The sequence below is a fragment of the Paraburkholderia sp. BL25I1N1 genome, from assembly GCF_003002025.1.
In the GTDB taxonomy this organism is placed as follows: Bacteria; Pseudomonadota; Gammaproteobacteria; order Burkholderiales; family Burkholderiaceae; genus Paraburkholderia.
The window spans coordinates 71,598-87,385 of the sequence record NZ_PVZB01000018.1; the positions used below are offsets into that span (position 1 = coordinate 71,598).

General features: G+C 63.1%; 16 protein-coding genes and 1 tRNA gene. 8 read left to right on the plus strand and 9 right to left on the minus strand.

Annotated features, from left to right (window positions below; genetic code table 11):
* Nucleotides 1–125 precede the first annotated feature (125 nt).
* Both copC and B0G73_RS25800 read left to right on the plus strand, forming a co-directional pair.
* Nucleotides 126–503 (plus strand): copper homeostasis periplasmic binding protein CopC, encoded by a 378-nt coding sequence (gene copC, locus B0G73_RS25795; RefSeq protein WP_106284056.1) that lies wholly within the window; start codon nucleotides 126–128, stop codon nucleotides 501–503.
* Entirely contained in the window at nucleotides 500–1,429 is a 930-nt protein-coding gene (locus B0G73_RS25800; protein ID WP_106284057.1) for a CopD family protein, read from the plus strand. The genes copC and B0G73_RS25800 overlap by 4 nt, the downstream gene beginning before the upstream one ends.
* 178 nt (nucleotides 1,430–1,607) lie before the next feature.
* Here B0G73_RS25800 and B0G73_RS25805 read toward each other — a convergent pair whose 3' ends face one another.
* From B0G73_RS25805 to dgoD, 3 genes are all read right to left on the minus strand, one after another.
* Complete coding sequence (locus tag B0G73_RS25805; protein ID WP_106284058.1) at nucleotides 1,608–1,850, minus strand: YodC family protein; 243 nt, start codon at nucleotides 1,848–1,850, stop codon at nucleotides 1,608–1,610.
* A 13-nt stretch (nucleotides 1,851–1,863) separates the two neighbouring features.
* Complete coding sequence (locus tag B0G73_RS25810; protein WP_106284059.1) at nucleotides 1,864–2,166, minus strand: hypothetical protein; 303 nt, start codon at nucleotides 2,164–2,166, stop codon at nucleotides 1,864–1,866.
* Nucleotides 2,167–2,453: 287 nt separating this feature from the next.
* Nucleotides 2,454–3,602: a galactonate dehydratase gene (dgoD, locus tag B0G73_RS25815; RefSeq protein ID WP_106284060.1), complete on the minus strand. Its 1,149-nt coding sequence runs from the start codon at nucleotides 3,600–3,602 to the stop codon at nucleotides 2,454–2,456.
* Between the two features lie 290 nt (nucleotides 3,603–3,892).
* On the opposite strand from dgoD, the gene B0G73_RS25820 reads away from it, so the two are divergent.
* Nucleotides 3,893–4,570, plus strand: coding sequence for a FadR/GntR family transcriptional regulator (locus B0G73_RS25820; protein ID WP_106284061.1), 678 nt, complete (start codon nucleotides 3,893–3,895; stop codon nucleotides 4,568–4,570).
* 57 nt (nucleotides 4,571–4,627) lie between these two features.
* Here B0G73_RS25820 and B0G73_RS25825 read toward each other — a convergent pair whose 3' ends face one another.
* The gene (locus B0G73_RS25825) at nucleotides 4,628–6,166 is read right to left on the minus strand and encodes a DHA2 family efflux MFS transporter permease subunit (protein WP_106284062.1); all 1,539 of its coding nucleotides are present in this window, start codon (nucleotides 6,164–6,166) and stop codon (nucleotides 4,628–4,630) included.
* A gap of 135 nt (nucleotides 6,167–6,301) precedes the next feature.
* Here B0G73_RS25825 and B0G73_RS25830 point away from each other — a divergent pair, with 135 nt between their 5' ends.
* Complete coding sequence (locus B0G73_RS25830) at nucleotides 6,302–6,745, plus strand: MarR family winged helix-turn-helix transcriptional regulator (RefSeq protein ID WP_106284063.1); 444 nt, start codon at nucleotides 6,302–6,304, stop codon at nucleotides 6,743–6,745.
* A gap of 126 nt (nucleotides 6,746–6,871) precedes the next feature.
* On the opposite strand, the gene B0G73_RS25835 is transcribed toward B0G73_RS25830, so the two are convergent.
* The 5 genes from B0G73_RS25835 to B0G73_RS25855 form a co-directional block, all read right to left on the minus strand.
* The gene (locus B0G73_RS25835) at nucleotides 6,872–7,222 is read right to left on the minus strand and encodes a PepSY domain-containing protein (protein WP_106284064.1); all 351 of its coding nucleotides are present in this window, start codon (nucleotides 7,220–7,222) and stop codon (nucleotides 6,872–6,874) included.
* Nucleotides 7,223–7,316: 94 nt separating this feature from the next.
* Nucleotides 7,317–7,393 (minus strand) — tRNA-Met (locus B0G73_RS25840).
* 89 nt (nucleotides 7,394–7,482) lie between these two features.
* Nucleotides 7,483–9,141 (minus strand): MFS transporter, encoded by a 1,659-nt coding sequence (locus B0G73_RS25845; protein WP_106284065.1) that lies wholly within the window; start codon nucleotides 9,139–9,141, stop codon nucleotides 7,483–7,485.
* A gap of 218 nt (nucleotides 9,142–9,359) precedes the next feature.
* Nucleotides 9,360–10,907, minus strand: coding sequence for a sensor histidine kinase (locus B0G73_RS25850; protein WP_106284066.1), 1,548 nt, complete (start codon nucleotides 10,905–10,907; stop codon nucleotides 9,360–9,362).
* Nucleotides 10,908–10,916: 9 nt separating this feature from the next.
* Entirely contained in the window at nucleotides 10,917–11,705 is a 789-nt protein-coding gene (locus B0G73_RS25855) for a response regulator transcription factor (RefSeq protein ID WP_106284067.1), read from the minus strand.
* Between the two features lie 232 nt (nucleotides 11,706–11,937).
* Between B0G73_RS25855 and recA the strand changes: the two genes are divergently transcribed.
* The 4 genes from recA (at nucleotide 11,938) to sucC (ending at nucleotide 15,786) form a co-directional block, all read left to right on the plus strand.
* Nucleotides 11,938–13,014, plus strand: a complete 1,077-nt coding sequence (recA, locus tag B0G73_RS25860) for a recombinase RecA (RefSeq protein WP_012434255.1) — start codon at nucleotides 11,938–11,940, stop codon at nucleotides 13,012–13,014.
* A gap of 7 nt (nucleotides 13,015–13,021) precedes the next feature.
* The gene (gene recX / locus B0G73_RS25865; protein ID WP_106284068.1) at nucleotides 13,022–13,729 is read left to right on the plus strand and encodes a recombination regulator RecX; all 708 of its coding nucleotides are present in this window, start codon (nucleotides 13,022–13,024) and stop codon (nucleotides 13,727–13,729) included.
* Between the two features lie 150 nt (nucleotides 13,730–13,879).
* Complete coding sequence (locus B0G73_RS25870) at nucleotides 13,880–14,620, plus strand: DUF2889 domain-containing protein (protein WP_106284069.1); 741 nt, start codon at nucleotides 13,880–13,882, stop codon at nucleotides 14,618–14,620.
* Nucleotides 14,617–15,786, plus strand: coding sequence for an ADP-forming succinate--CoA ligase subunit beta (gene sucC, locus B0G73_RS25875; protein WP_012434252.1), 1,170 nt, complete (start codon nucleotides 14,617–14,619; stop codon nucleotides 15,784–15,786). Before B0G73_RS25870 ends, sucC begins: the two co-directional genes overlap by 4 nt.
* Nucleotides 15,787–15,788: the final 2 nt, after the last annotated feature.

Here is a 15,788-nt window from a genome sequence, read left to right on the forward strand (position 1 = left end):
CGCCCGCGCGAACCATCGAAGCGTACACTTCCGGGCGCGCCGGACTGGATCCGACGTGGTCCCGGCCTCGACGTGTCCGGCCCGACGCCCCCCACTGTTTCCTGATCATCCGCTATCGGTCTTACATGAAGCTACCTGATTTTTCCCGTCCGGCGTTGCGAGCGTCGATGCTCGGCGCCGCGGCGCTGCTTGTGACGTCCACGGCATTCGCCCATGCGCATCTGAGCTCGAGCGAGCCGGCGGCCAACGCCGAAGTCGCCGCGCCCTCCGAAGTGACGATCCACTTCACCGAGCCGCTCGAACCGGCTTTCAGCAAGATCACGCTTGCCGACACCAGCGGCAAGGCGGCCGCGGCAATTGAGTCGCAGGTCGACAAGGACGACGCCAGGGTCATGCATCTGCCGCTGCCGCAGTTGAGCACCGGCCGCTATGCCGTGCACTGGATCGCGGTAGCCACGGACGGCCACCGTACCCAAGGCGACTTTGCGTTTATCGTCAAATGAGCATCGACGGACTCTGGATCGGGCAGGTCGCCATGGCCGCGCTCATGAACGTCGCGTTTGCGTTTGCCGTCGGTTCGGCGTTGCTCGGCGCGTGGCTCGCGAAGGACGCCCAGCAGAAAATCTCGCCCGCGCGCCCCGCCTGGTTGCGCGCGCAACGGTCGATGCTGACGGCCACCGTGGTGCTGGTGCTCGCCGATCTCGGCTGGCTGCTGTATCAGGCGGCGTCGATGAGCGGTGTCGGGTTGCCGGCCGCCATCGGCGTGGTGCCGACGGTGCTGACGCAAACTCATGTCGGTTATGGCTGGAGCCTTGCGTTTGCCGGCGCGCTGGTGCTGCTCGGCACGGCCATGGCCAGCCATACGGGCATGCTGCGCAATGCGCTCCTGTGGCTCGCGGTGGTCGCGATCGCCGCCGGCAAGGCGTCGCTCGGTCACGCGGCGGATGCCGGCCCGGCCTCGGCTGCGATCGCCATGCAAACGCTGCACGTGCTCGTCACCAGCGTGTGGGGCGGTCTGGCGATGGCGGCAGGGCTCGCGGTGCTGCCGGCACTCGGTACCTCGACTGCACGCGGCATGTTGATCCGCACCGCGACTCAGGTGTCGAACGTCTCGGTGGTGGCGGTTGCGCTCGTGCTGCTCTCCGGCGTCTTCAACGCGGTGCGAGGTTCCGGCGGCTCGTTCGAGGCGATCGAACTCAGCACGTGGGGCCATGTGCTGATGCTCAAGCTTGCGCTGGTCGGGCTCGCGCTCGTGCTCGGCGGACTCAACCGCTTTCTGGCGCTGCCGCGCCTGCGCCGCACGGCCTCGACAATGGACGCCCACACCTTCGTCAACGTGCTGTATCTGGAAGCGCTGGCGATGATCGGCGTGTTCGTCGCGGCGGCCGCGTTGTCGCATAGCGTGCCTGCGTTCGCCGCGCTCGGCTGACACCGTGACGCGAGGTTATCCGCGAGGCGGGCTAGGTGGCACCTGAACAGCAACCGCGTCCTTAAGGATTCAGGTTCGCAACGTCTCGCAAGCGCGACATCGGCCGCATAAAAAAGCGCCGCACAGCCAAAGCGTGCGGCGCAATACACACGGTCGCCTGGCGGTGGCCAGCAATCCGTTACTGCACTTTTGAGGCGGCGAGTACGTGGCTCGTCCGCTCCAGGGTCTCCTCCGGAAACATCTCCTGCTGCAACTCGCCGGTCTCGCTAAACCACTGGCAGATCAGCCAGTTACCTGATGCGAATAGCACCCGGCCGCTCCAGGTGACGGTCATCGGACGGCCGCCTGACTTGAGTTTCAGGACGTCGCCCGCGCGAAACGTGGGTTTTGGCCGCCTCATGAGCCGCCTGGCCAATTGCATGGCGAGGCTCCGCTTATTCGAGACCGAGCCGATGGCCGAGGATCGGCGCACAAAAGAGGGCGATGGCGCAGCCCGCCGCTTTGCCTTCCAGTTCGGCGCCCGCGGCGCGCGAGCCGTACATATGCGTCAGCAGATCGAACAGTTGCGGCAGGCAGTACACGATCGCGGCGCCGATGAAGCATTTCTCGACGACCGAGATGCGCCAGCCGCGTTCGAATGCGAGTGCCGCGCCGATGATGCGCAGGACGCCGAACGCCACCAACGCGCCGACGGCGGCCTGTTCGCGGAGCAGATAGTCTGGCAGGAATTCGCCCATGATTTCCCCGATGCATTTGTCGTTTGAATGCATTTGAGCAAAGAGCGGGCCATGTGTATGTGTGGTGTCGAACGGATGGCGTGAAAGCCTTTGTGGATAAGGCTTTGCAGGAATTTGAGCGGGTCTGGGAAGGGCGCGGAAAACGCCTGCTCGGATGGGTTCGGTCCGGGATGTTACGTTACTGCGACGGCCTGCGCGTCACGTCACCGTAACGCGCGGGCCGCATTGTCGATGCGGCCGCCGACGCAAACAAAAACGCCGCCCACGGGCGGCGCTCCTTTACGCGATTACCATTCGGCGACGCTGCCATCCTCATGGCGCCACACCGGATTGCGCCAGCGATGGCCGACCTTGGCCATCTCCCGCACTTTCTCCTCGTTGACCTCGATGCCGAGCCCCGGGCCTTGCGGAATCGACACGAAGCCGTCTTCGTATTTGAAGACTTCCGGGTTCCTGATGTAGTCGAGCAGGTCGTTGCCCTGGTTGTAGTGAATCCCGAGGCTCTGTTCCTGGATGAACGCGTTGTAGCTCACCGCATCGATCTGCAGACACGTCGCCAGCGCGATCGGCCCGAGCGGGCAATGCAGCGCGAGCGCGACGTCGTAGGCTTCCGCCATCGACGCGATCTTGCGGCACTCGGTAATGCCGCCCGCGTGCGATGCGTCCGGCTGAATGATGTCGACGTAGCCGCCCGACAGAATGTGCTTGAAGTCCCAGCGCGAGTAAAGACGCTCGCCCAGCGCGATCGGCGTGTTGGTCTGATTGACGATGTCGCGCAACGCTTCGGCGTTCTCCGACAGCACGGGCTCTTCGATGAAGAGCAGCTTGTACGGGTCCAGTTCTTTCGCCAGCACCTTGGCCATCGGCTTGTGCACGCGGCCGTGGAAATCCACGCCGATGCCGATGTTCGGTCCGACTGCCTCGCGCACGGCCGCGACGTTGTTGATGACGCCTTGCACCTTGTCGAAGGTGTCGATGATCTGCAACTCTTCCGAGCCGTTCATCTTCACCGCCTTGAAGCCGCGTTCGACCACGGCGCGCGCGTTATTGGCCACGTCGCTCGGACGGTCGCCGCCGATCCACGAATACACCTTGATCTTGTCGCGCACCTGGCCGCCGAGCAGCGCATGGACCGGCACGCCATGGTGCTTGCCCTTGATGTCCCACAGCGCCTGGTCGACGCCGGCGATCGCGCTCATGGTGATCGGGCCGCCGCGATAGAAGCCCGAGCGGTACATCACTTGCCAATGGTCTTCGATCAGAAGGGGGTCTTTGCCGATCAGATAGTCGGACAGTTCTTCAACCGCAGCCGCCACCGTATGCGCGCGGCCTTCGACCACCGGTTCGCCCCAGCCGACGACGCCTTCGTCGGTTTCGATTTTCAGGAAGCACCAGCGCGGCGGAACGATGAAGGTTTCGAGCTTGGTGATTTTCATGGTGTGCGTCTCCTTTGTCGGCCGGAGTTAGTGCTTTTGCGCTTACTCCGGCCCCATGCGAAGCATCGGCCTTAGGCGTCTGCGAACTATTTCGAGGATTCACATGCTACATCAAAAGCACACTTAAGTACTATTAATAGTACTATTGGCCAGATAGTGGCAACACCCGCATCTCGGCACGGCGTTGTCGAAGCAGGGATCTCACGGCTGAGATGAGATGCCGGATAATCGCGCTCGTTCCGGCCTCGGTTCCCGTATCAATAGCGCTGCAAGGCCGCTAGGAGAAAGCTATTCAGCACGATCTGCATGGGCGTGTCGCCCATCGGCTGGCGACCGCGATTCTGCGCGGCGACTACGCGCCTGATTCGATCCTGCCGCGCGAAGCGGAGTTGATGGAAGCGTTCGGCGTGAGTCGCACGGTGTTGCGCGAGGCGTTGCGCACGTTGACTTCGAAAGGCTTGATCGAATCGCGTCCGCGCGTGGGGACGCGCGTGCGGCCGAAACGCGCGTGGAATCTGCTCGATGTGGACGTGCTCGACTGGTACTCGCGGGTCGCCGAGCCGATGGCGTTCGCGCTCAACCTGCAGGAAATGCGCGAGATGATCGAGCCGTATGCCGCGAGTCTGGCGGCGGCTTCGCATACGGACGACACCTTCCACGCGCTCGCGGAGTCCCACGAAGCGATGGTGGCGGCGCGCAATGTCGACGAATGGGTGCGAGCCGATCTGCAATTTCATTTGAGCGTGTTGACCGCGTGCAGCAATGAATTGCTGATTCCGCTCGGCACGCTGATCGAGCGCACACTCGAAGCGCAACTGCGTCTGAATGCAAAACGCGCGGAGGTGTTCAATGCGTCGCTGGCCGAACATACGGCGGTGTTCGAAGCGATTCGCGATCGCGACGCCGCGGCTGCGCGCGCGGCGATGGCGGCACTGCTGGGTGTGACGCGCGGGCGGATCGAAGGTTAGTCGCGGGCGTCGCGCGCGGCCCATTGCGATGGCGACTAACCGGGTTAGCGCCGTGTCTCAATCCATCGCGGCATGCGCCACCGACGCGTCCGCCGCCTTATGCGCGGGGCGGATCAACAGCAGAAGCGGAATGACTAGCAGCGTCGCCATGAACATCAGCTTGAAGTCGTTCAGATACGCGATCATCGACGCCTGCTGCGTGATCGACACGTTCAGCGCGGCCATGTCGAAATTGGAGCCGGTAGTGAGCATCGGCTGGACGGCGGGGTTAAAGGGTGTGATGTTGGCCGCGAGGTCCGCATGCGAGACCTGCGTGTTGCGCGTCATCAGCGTTTGCACGATCGAAATGCCGATACTGCTGCCGATATTGCGCATCAGGCTATACGTTGCGGTGCCGTCCGCGCGCAGTTCCGGCGTGAGCGTCGAGAAAGTCAGCGCGCTCAGCGGCACGAACACGAGGCCGAGCCCAAAGCCCTGAATCACCCCGGGCCAGACAATGTCCGACGCCGACAGCACGATCGTGTATTGCATCATCTGCCAGAGCGCGAACGCCGAGATCAGAAAGCCGGCGAGCAGCAGAAGCCGTGCGTCGATCCGCTTCAGCAGGCGCCCGGCGAGCAGCATGGCGACCATCGTGCCCGCACCACTCGGCGCGGTGACGAGGCCGGTGGTCGCGACCGGATAGTTCATCAGGTTCTGCAACATGGGCGGCAGCAACGCGCGCGTCGCGTACATCACCGCGCCAATCACGAAGATGAAAAACGTCCCCGTGGCGAAGTTCGGGTCCTTCAGCAACTCATATTTGAAAAACGATTTCTTGCCGACCGTGGCCGTGTGCACGAGAAAGAACGCAAAGCTGATGGCCGCGAGCAAGGCTTCGATGACGATTTCGTTCGAGCCGAACCAATCGAGTTGCTCGCCGCGATCGAGCATGGCCTGCAATGCGCCGATGGCGAGACCGAGCGTGGCGAAGCCGAACGCGTCGAACTTCGCATCGTGTTTCGGTTCGCGCGCGGGCAGGAAGGTCGCCACACCGAACAGCGCGAACGCGCCGATCGGCACGTTGATGAAAAACACCCAGCGCCAGTTGTAGCTGTCGGTGAGCCAGCCGCCGAGCGTCGGCCCAAGAATCGGTCCGACCATCACGCCCATGCCCCAGACGGCCATGGCCTGCCCCTGCTTCTCGCGCGGGTTGATGTCGAGCAGGATGGACTGCGACAGCGGCACCAGCGACGCGCCGAAAATCCCTTGCAGCAAACGCGATGCGACGATCTGCGTGAGCGTCTCCGACAACCCGCACAGCGCCGACGATACCGTGAAGCCGCCAATCGCGAAGATCAGCAGACGCTTGACGCTCAGCCGGTCGGACAACCAGCCGGTGAGCGGCGTGGCGATCGCCGCGGCGACGATGTACGAGGTCAGTACCCACGTGATTTCATCCTGCGACGCGGACAGCGTGCCCTGCATATGCGGCAGCGCCACGTTGGCGATCGTGCTGTCGAGCGTCTGGATCAACGTCGCCAGCATGATCGAGACGGTGATCATCGGGCGGTTGAGCGGCGCGGCGGCGCGGGCCGCCGGGGTGTCGGAGGACATGAATGAGCGGGGTCGTCGATATAGTAAGCATGCTTAGTATATCGACTGCGCACGAGTCTGCCATCGGGAATTATGCGGAGCCTGAATACGCCCGTTTCAACGCTAATAAACAAAGGCCTTTCGTATAATCCGCCCATGAAAACCCAACTCGAAGAGCGCTTCGGCTTTCTGATTTCCGACGTCGGTCGCCTGACAGGCAAGCGTTTCGACGATCTCGCGAAGTCGTCGGTCGACTTGACGCGCGCGCAGTGCCGCGTGCTGGCCTATCTCGCGCACTACGGCGACACCAATCAGGCGCGGCTTGCGGACCTGCTCGAGGTCGCGCCGATCTCGGCGGGCCGTCTGCTGGATCGGATGGAAGAGGGCGGCTGGATCGAGCGGACGGCCAATCCGCAGGACCGCCGCGAGCGTCAGGTGAACATGACGCCGAAGGCCGAGCGCACACTCGGCAAGGCGCGCAAGGTCGGCGACGAAGTCGCGCTCGAAGCGCTCAACGGCTTCACCGATGAAGAAGCGAAGCAGTTGATCGCGTTGTTGCAGCGGGTGCGGGGGAATTTGAGCCGGTTGGTGGATCGGTGACAGGCGGCGCGCGGCTGGTTGCGCGAGGTGTCGATTGCGCCGGCGCCGGCTTCAGGCCGTAGCTTCAAAGTCCGAAGGTCGGCGCAGCGCGTGCGGTTGACGGCACGCTTCGGCATGCCGTGCCGGCTACTTCGACTCGGGCGTCCCCGACGCTCCCGACGGCGGCACCAGTTCGAAACACGCCGGCGGCGCGACGGACGTTCTCGTTTTTGCGTCGGTCTGCTGCGGGTCGATACATTTGAATGCGCTCTGATCGCGCTGGACGAAAATCGTGTCGGCTGACCCAGCGTTGCCGTGGGCGCCATTCACCACAGCCACGATCTTGTAGCCGTCCTGCAGCAGTGTGGAGAGCGTGGTTGCGCTGCTGCGCCACTGACTGTCGGGCGGTGTCTGAGCCTGAGCGGCGAATGCGGCCGTGCCGCTGAGACAAGCGATGGAAGCGGTAGCCGCGGCAATCGCGGCGGTGCGGAACGTCATCAAGAAACCTCCTTGAAGGTGCTGTAGTTGCAGTTCGGAAAGCCAAAACAAAAAAGCCGCTGAACCTTGCGGATCAGCGGCTTTTTCTTGCAACTGGTGGCGAATCAGGGACTCGAACCCCGGACCTGCGGATTATGATTCCGTCGCTCTAACCAACTGAGCTAATTCGCCGAAAGAAGCGAGATTATGCGGACGGCACCGGAGGCTGTCAACCCCCGGTGCACAACTTTTTCAAGAAGCCGTTACGTCCATCAGACGCGTCAATCCTTCGCGTAGATATCCGAGTCCTTGGTTTCCCGGACAAACAGCATGCCGATCACGAAGGTGACGAGCGCGATCACGATCGGATACCACAGCCCCGAAAAGATATTGCCCTTCGCCGCCACGATCGCGAAGGCGGTGGCCGGCAGGAAGCCGCCGAACCAGCCATTGCCGATGTGATACGGCAGCGACATCGACGTATAGCGGATGCGCGTCGGGAACATCTCCACCAGCATCGCCGCGATCGGGCCGTAGACCATCGTCACGTAGATCATCATGATCGTCAGAATCACCACGGTCATTGGCCAGTTGATCTGCGTGGGATCGGCCTTCGGCGCATAACCGGCGGTCTTCAGCGTCGTCGCGAGAGTCTTGTCGAACGCCTTGCCTTGATCCTTGGCGTCCGCCGCCTTGCCGTCATACGTGTTGACCACCGTATCGCCGACCTTGATCTCCGCCAGCGTGCCCGCCGGCGCGGCGACGTTCTCGTAGTTCAAACCGGCCTTCGAGAGCGCGCTCTTGGCGATGTCGCAGGAACTCGTGAACTTCGCGGTGCCGACCGGGTTGAACTGGAACGAGCACTCGTCCGGATTCGCGATCACGACGATCGGCGCCTTCGCGGTCGCCGCTTCCAGTGCCGGGTTGGTGTAGTGCGCGAGCGCCTTGAACAGCGGGAAATACGTGCACGCGGCGATCAGCAGGCCGGCCATGATGATCGGCTTGCGGCCGATACGATCCGACAGCGAGCCGAAGAACAGGAAGAACGGCGTGCCGATCAGGAGCGCGAGCGCGATCATGATGTTGGCGCTGCTGCCATCCACCTTCAGCGTCTGCGTCAGGAAGAACAGCGTGTAGAACTGGCCGGTGTACCAGACTACGGCCTGGCCGGCGGTGAGGCCGATCAGCGCGAGAATCACGATCTTCAGATTCTTCCACTGGCCGAAGGCTTCGGTCAGCGGCGCCTTGGAGGTCTTGCCTTCGGACTTGATGCGCTCGAACACCGGCGATTCGTGCAGTTGCAGACGAATCCACACCGACACGGCCAGCAGAAGGATCGAGACGATGAACGGAATGCGCCAGCCCCAGGCGCCGAACGCATCCTCACCCATTGCCGTGCGCACGCCGAGAATCACCAGCAGCGACAGGAACAGGCCGAGTGTGGCGGTGGTCTGGATCCATGCCGTGTAGAAGCCGCGGCGTCCCGGCGGCGCATGTTCGGCCACGTAGGTGGCGGCGCCGCCATACTCGCCGCCGAGCGCGAGGCCTTGCAGCATCCGCATCGCGATGAAGATCACGGGCGATGCAAAGCCGATCGACGCGTAACCCGGCAGGAAGCCGACCAGGAACGTCGACAAGCCCATGATCACGATCGTTACGAGGAACGTGTACTTGCGCCCGACCATATCGCCGAGCCGGCCGAACACGATCGCGCCGAACGGCCGGACCGCGAAGCCGGCCGCGAAGCTGAGCAGCGTGAAGATGAAGGCGGCTGTCGGATTGACGCCGGAGAAGAAGCTCTTGCTGATGAAGGCCGCCAGCGAGCCGGCCAGATAGAAGTCGTACCACTCGAAAACCGTACCCAGCGACGATGCGAAGATCACCCGCTTCTCTTCGCGCGTCATCGGCACGTGCGAGATTTGCCCGCCAACGGTAGCCATATGTCGTCTCCAATATTGATATGCACGCGGTTCGCCGGTAACGGCGTTCCCGTGAAACCGATTATTGGAGTGGAAACTTACGGCGTACTGACGTGGCGGGGTGAATTTGCAGGCCTGGTCTGTGTTGTGGGTTTTCGCCCAACACGCGCCTATCTGGCGCCAAACCAGCCCAATTTGCGCTCAACGTATCTCAATATTGAGTCGGCGAATCGACGCATTCAGGTCGCGTTAGGGTAAGTCCCGGCCCGTTCATGCACATGCAAACTGACGCGTACGAGCGTGCCGGCAAGCCGCGGCGAAGTTTGATAGACGTTGTCGTCGATCGTCAGCTCGCCGCCGTGCATGGTCGCGATCTCGCGGACGATCGCGAGTCCGAGGCCGCTGCCGTCGCCTTCGCGGCCGAGAATCCGGTAGAAGCGCTCGATCACCCGCGAACGCTCCGCGACCGGAATGCCGAGGCCGGTATCCTCGACTTCCAGATGCACGAGCCGCGCCGCCGCGTCGTGCCGCACTCTGACGGTGATGCGGCCGCCGGGCGGCGTATAGCGGATGGCGTTGTCGATCAAATTCGAAAGCATTTCGCGCAACATGACCGGATTGCCATTCACTTCGACCGGTTCGTCAGGCGCTTCGTAGCCCAGATCCATCTGCTTGGCGAGCGCGGCCTGAACCCAGTCGCGCACTGCACTGCGCGCGACCTCCGTCACTTCGACCGGTGTGAAAATCTGACCCGACATGCGGTTCTCCGCGCGCGCCAGCGCCAGCAGTTGCGTGACGAGCCGTGCGGCATGCTCCGAGCTGGTGGCGATCTGCTCGAGCGAGCGATGCACTTCCGCGGAGGCGTCCTGACGCAGCGCCAGCTCGGCCTGCGTGCGCAAGCCGGCGAGCGGGGTTTTCATCTGATGCGCGGCGTCGGCGATAAAGCGCTTTTGCAGCTCCATGTTCTGTTCGAGACGTGTCAGCAGATCATTGAACGATGTCACGAGCGGCTCGATTTCCGGCGGCGCGCGACGCGCCTCGAGCGGCGACAGGTCGTCCGGGCGGCGCGCGCGGATATGCGCCTGCAGCGCGTGCAGCGGCGCGAGCCCGCGCGAGAGCCCGAACCACACCAGCAGGATCGCGAGCGGCAGAATCACGAACTGCGGCAGGATCACGCCTTTGATGATGTCGTTGGCAAGCTGGCTGCGTTTGTCGAGCGTTTCGGCGACCTGCACCAGCACGGGTTGCGCGCCGGGCGTCTGCGGAAACTCCACGGTTGTGTAGGCGACGCGGATATCGTTGCCGCGCAGCACATCGTCACGAAATTCGACGAGACCCGGCTGCGGGCGGTCTTCCTCGTGCGGCAGCGGCATGTCGCGCTCGCCGCCCACCAGTTCGCCACGCGTGCCGAGCACCTGATAGAACACACTGTCCACATTGTCCGCGCGCAGAAAGTCGCGCGTGGAGTCGGGCAGCGTCAGTTCCGCCACGCCGTTCACCGGATGAATCTGGCGGGCCAGCACGTAGGCGTCCGTTTCCAGCGCGCGGTCGAACGGGCCGTTCGCGATCGACTTGGCGACCAGATAGGTGACCGCGAGACTCATCGGCCAAAGCAGCAGCAGCGGCGCCAGCATCCAGTCGAGAATCTCGCCGAACAGCGAGCGCGGGCGCGCCTCGGCGGCGGCTTCGGTTTCGTCGGGCGGGGCGAACGGGTTGGCGTAGCGCTCGTCGCGCGCCTCGTCGAGGTCCGCCGCGTGCGCCGTGGCGCGGTCTGCGCGTGCGGACATGGGCGGCCTCTATTTGTAGTGATGGCTCGCCGGCATCGCGCCGGACGGCGGCGCGGCGGGCGGTTCGGGCTCGGCGGGCGGGGCGGCGGTCGCGGCGTTCGTGCCCGCGTTCGTGTTTGCGCTCGGCGTTGACGCGGCTTTCTCAAGACAGTAGCCCAGACCCCGCACGGTGATGATGCGCACGCCGCTCGGCTCGATTTTCTTGCGCAGGCGGTGCACGTAGACCTCGATCGCGTTATTGCTGACTTCTTCGCCCCATTCGCATAGATGATCGACGAGTTGTTCCTTCGAAACCAGCCGGCCGATCCGCTGCAGCAGCACTTCGAGCAAACCCAGTTCGCGCGCCGACAGGTCGATCACCTGCTCGTTGACATAGGCGATCCGGCCGACCTGGTCGAACGACAGCGAGCCATGCCGCACGACCGTCGGGCCGCCGCCGGCGCCGCGCCGCGTCAGGGCGCGCACGCGTGCTTCGAGTTCGTTCAGCGCGAAGGGCTTGGCCATGTAGTCATCGGCGCCGAAGTCGAGGCCCTTGACGCGCTCGTCGACGCTGTCCGCGGCGGTCAGAATCAGCACCGGCAGGGTGGAATTGCGCGCGCGCAAGCGCCGCAACACCTCGAGGCCGGACATGCGCGGCAGGCCCAGATCGAGAATCAGCAGGTCGAAAGATTGCATCGACAGCGCGGTATCGGCCTCGACGCCGCTCTTTACGTGATCGACGGCATAGGCCGATTGGCGGAGTGATCGAACCAGACCGTCCGCGAGTATGCTGTCGTCTTCGGCAATCAGAATTCGCATGGTGCGCCAGCCTGGCCTTGCCGGCACCGTGGGTGTCCCCCCGGCGCACAGCGGTCTCCGAAAATTATTGTGGGTAGTTGGGCAGCGCGACGGTAAAAATGCGCGTTCGCATGAGAATCGTGCTTGCCAAAACCACTGTTTTTTTATACAGTGTCTGGGTTTCGTGTGCTGTCCTTTCAAAGTGGGCTGCACATCCGCCTCAGACGCCGTTCATCATAGCAAAGGACGATTCATGGAAGAAAGCAAGAAAGGCTCGGCTGGACTGACGGCTGAAAAGAGCAAGGCACTCGCTGCCGCACTCGCACAGATCGAAAAGCAGTTCGGCAAAGGGTCGGTCATGCGGCTCGGCGCAGGTGAGGCGGTCGAAGATATCCAGGTGGTCTCAACCGGATCGCTCGGCCTCGACATCGCGTTGGGCGTCGGCGGTTTGCCGCGTGGCCGTGTGGTCGAAATTTATGGCCCGGAATCGTCCGGTAAAACCACGCTGACGTTGCAGGTCGTCGCCGAAATGCAGAAGCTCGGCGGCACGGCAGCGTTTATCGACGCGGAACACGCGCTGGACATCCAGTACGCGGGCAAGCTCGGCGTCAACGTGAACGAACTGCTGGTTTCGCAGCCGGACACCGGCGAACAGGCGCTCGAGATCGCCGACGCGCTGGTGCGCTCGGGTTCGATCGACATGATCGTGATCGACTCGGTCGCGGCGCTTGTGCCGAAGGCTGAAATCGAAGGCGAAATGGGCGACTCGCTGCCGGGTCTGCAAGCGCGTCTTATGTCGCAAGCGCTGCGCAAGCTCACCGGCACGATCAAGCGCACGAACTGCCTCGTGATCTTCATCAACCAGATCCGCATGAAGATCGGCGTGATGTTCGGCAATCCGGAAACCACCACGGGTGGTAACGCGCTGAAGTTCTACGCGTCGGTGCGTCTGGACATTCGCCGTATCGGTTCGATCAAGAAGAACGACGAAGTGATCGGCAACGAAACGCGCGTGAAGGTGGTGAAGAACAAGGTAGCGCCGCCGTTCCGCGAAGCGATTTTCGACATTCTGTACGGCGAAGGCATTTCACGTCAGGGCGAAATCATCGACCTGGGCGTGCAAGCCAAGATCGTCGACAAGGCCGGCGCGTGGTACAGCTACAGCGGCGAACGTATCGGTCAGGGCAAGGACAACGCGCGTGAATTCCTGCGCGAAAATCCGGATATCGCTCGTGAAATCGAAAATCGTATCCGCGAATCGCTGGGCGTGAATGCCATGGCTGAAGCCGTGACCGGCGCAGCCGCTGAAGTCGCGGACGAAGAAGAGTAACCATCACGTGATACGCAAGGGCCGGCCGTTGTCCGATTCCGGACGCCACGCGGACGGCCCGCGTGATGAAGACGACGAGTCGTTCGATCCGTTCGAATCGTTCGACGCACACGACCGCGCTGCGGGCCGCAATCTGCAGCGCGCGCAGTTTGAATCCCCGCCGCCCATAGGCTCGGATCCCTCCGAGACCACCTACACCCGCTCACGTCGCGTCCCGGGCGAAGCGAAACCCGGGCAAGACGAAGCCAAACAATCCAAACGTCCGGCACGGTCTTTAAAAGGTCGCGCGCTCGGCTATCTATCCCGCCGCGAATACAGCCGCACCGAATTGGCGCGCAAGCTGAAGCCATTCGTCGAGGAAACCGACTCTCTCGACACCGTGCTCGACTCGCTGGAAGCCGAAAACTGGCTGTCCGACTCGCGCTTTGCCGAAAGCCTGATTCATCGCCGCTCGTCACGATTGGGCGCGAGCCGGATAGTTGGCGAATTGAAGCAGCATTCGGTCGACCAGACGCTCGTCGAAGAGGCCAGCGCGCAACTGCGCGAAACCGAACTCGCCCGCGCCCATGCCGTCTGGCAAAAGAAGTTCGGCCGGCTTCCCGAAACGCCCGCCGAACGGGCGAAACAGCAGCGCTTTCTGGCATCGCGCGGATTTTCGGGCGCCACGATCGGCAAAATCCTCAAGGGAATGGACGAGGAGTGGAGCGGCGAGTAGCCGCGTCGTCCATCGTTCGCATACAAAAGCCTTTGGGGCGGCACGTTCCGCTCCCAGCCGCGCACGGCACGGCCGTGCGCAATCGGACCTGTCCCAAATACCCAGTATGCTAAAATTCGTGGGTTTTCCAATCCGGCCTTTCCTTCCCGCATGCCGCTCTCCCCGCCCGTGTCCCGTCAGTTGCGCCATCGTCGCGCAATCAGAGCGGAAGCCTATGAGCGAGCCGATGGCCTGTGGGATGTGGAAGCGTGCTTGACTGACGAAAAACCGCGCGACGTAGTGCTTGCGTCGGGCGTCCGGCCCAAGGGTCAGCCGATCCATGAACTCTGGCTTCGCATCACCATCGATCGCAAGCTCAATGTCGTCGACGCCGAGGCGTCGTCCGACTGGGTGCCCTATCCTGGTTTGTGCCAAGCCAGCAATCCCGCCTACCGTGCCCTCATCGGGCTCAATCTCCGTCAAAACTTCCGTCGCGAGTCTGCCCGTGTGCTCGGTGGCACGGCGGGTTGCACGCATCTCACCGAGCTGTGCGCAATGCTGCCGACCGCCGCGATTCAGGCGTTCGCGGGTGAAGTGTGGAATACCGGTGACAGTGCGCCGGGCGCGAACGCAGGTTCAGGAGACGGATCGTCTAACAGCACAGGCGAGCATTCCAACGATAAACCGCCATTCCAGCTGGGACGCTGCCACGCGCTGCGTTTCGACGGCGAGGCGGTGCAGCAGTTTTATCCGCGCTGGTATGGCCGCGCTCCGTATACAGCGGATCGCGCGGCATCGTCAGGCGACGGGGCAGTCCGCCAGGCAGGCGAGGGCGGCAACGCGTCCGGCATGAACGACGGCAGCGGAAACGAAGTTCAATCCAACTCTCAGACTGAAGGGAATCACGCATGAAGATTCACGAGTACCAGGGTAAGGAAATCCTGCGGAAATTCGGCGTCGCGGTACCGCGCGGCAAGCCGGTCTTCTCGGTGGATGATGCGGTCAAGGCCGCGGAAGAGCTCGGCGGCCCGGTATGGGTCGTGAAGGCTCAGATCCACGCGGGTGGCCGTGGCAAGGGCGGCGGCGTGAAGGTCGCCAAGTCGCTGGATCAGGTTCGCGAGTACTCGGAACAGATCCTCGGCATGCAGCTCGTCACGCACCAGACCGGTCCGGAAGGCCAGAAGGTGAATCGTCTGCTGATCGAAGAAGGCGCTGACATCAAGAAGGAACTGTATGTCGGCCTCGTGATCGATCGCGTGTCGCAGAAGATCGTCGTGATGGCATCGAGCGAAGGCGGCATGGACGTCGAAGAAGTCGCGGAAAAGACGCCTGAGCTGATCCACAAGATCGCTGTCGATCCGGCAACCGGCCTGAAAGACGCCGAAGCCGACGAACTGGCCACCAAGATCGGCGTGCCCGCTGCTTCGCTGCCGCAAGCGCGCGCGATCCTGCAAGGCCTGTACAAGGCATTCTGGGAAACCGACGCATCGCTGGCCGAAATCAACCCGCTGATCCTGACCGGCGACGGCAAGGTCATCGCGTTGGACGCCAAGTTCAACTTCGATTCGAACGCGCTGTTCCGTCACCCGGAAATCGTCGCGTACCGCGATCTGGACGAAGAAGATCCGGCTGAGGTCGAAGCCTCGAAGTTCGACCTCGCGTACATCTCGCTCGACGGCAACATCGGCTGTCTCGTGAACGGCGCTGGCCTCGCCATGGCAACGATGGACACCATCAAGCTGTTCGGCGGCGAACCGGCGAACTTCCTGGACGTGGGCGGTGGCGCCACGACCGAGAAGGTCACGGAAGCGTTCAAGATCATGCTGAAGAACCCGAACCTGACCGCGATTCTGGTCAACATTTTCGGCGGCATCATGCGCTGCGACGTGATCGCGGAAGGCGTGATCGCGGCGTCGAAGGCCGTCTCGCTGAAGGTGCCGCTCGTGGTCCGCATGAAGGGCACGAACGAAGACCTCGGCAAGAAGATGCTCGCTGAATCCGGTCTGCCGATCATCGCGGCGGACAGCATGGAAGAAGCGGCTCAGAAGGTCGTCGCGGCTGCTGCGGGCAAGGCGTAAGC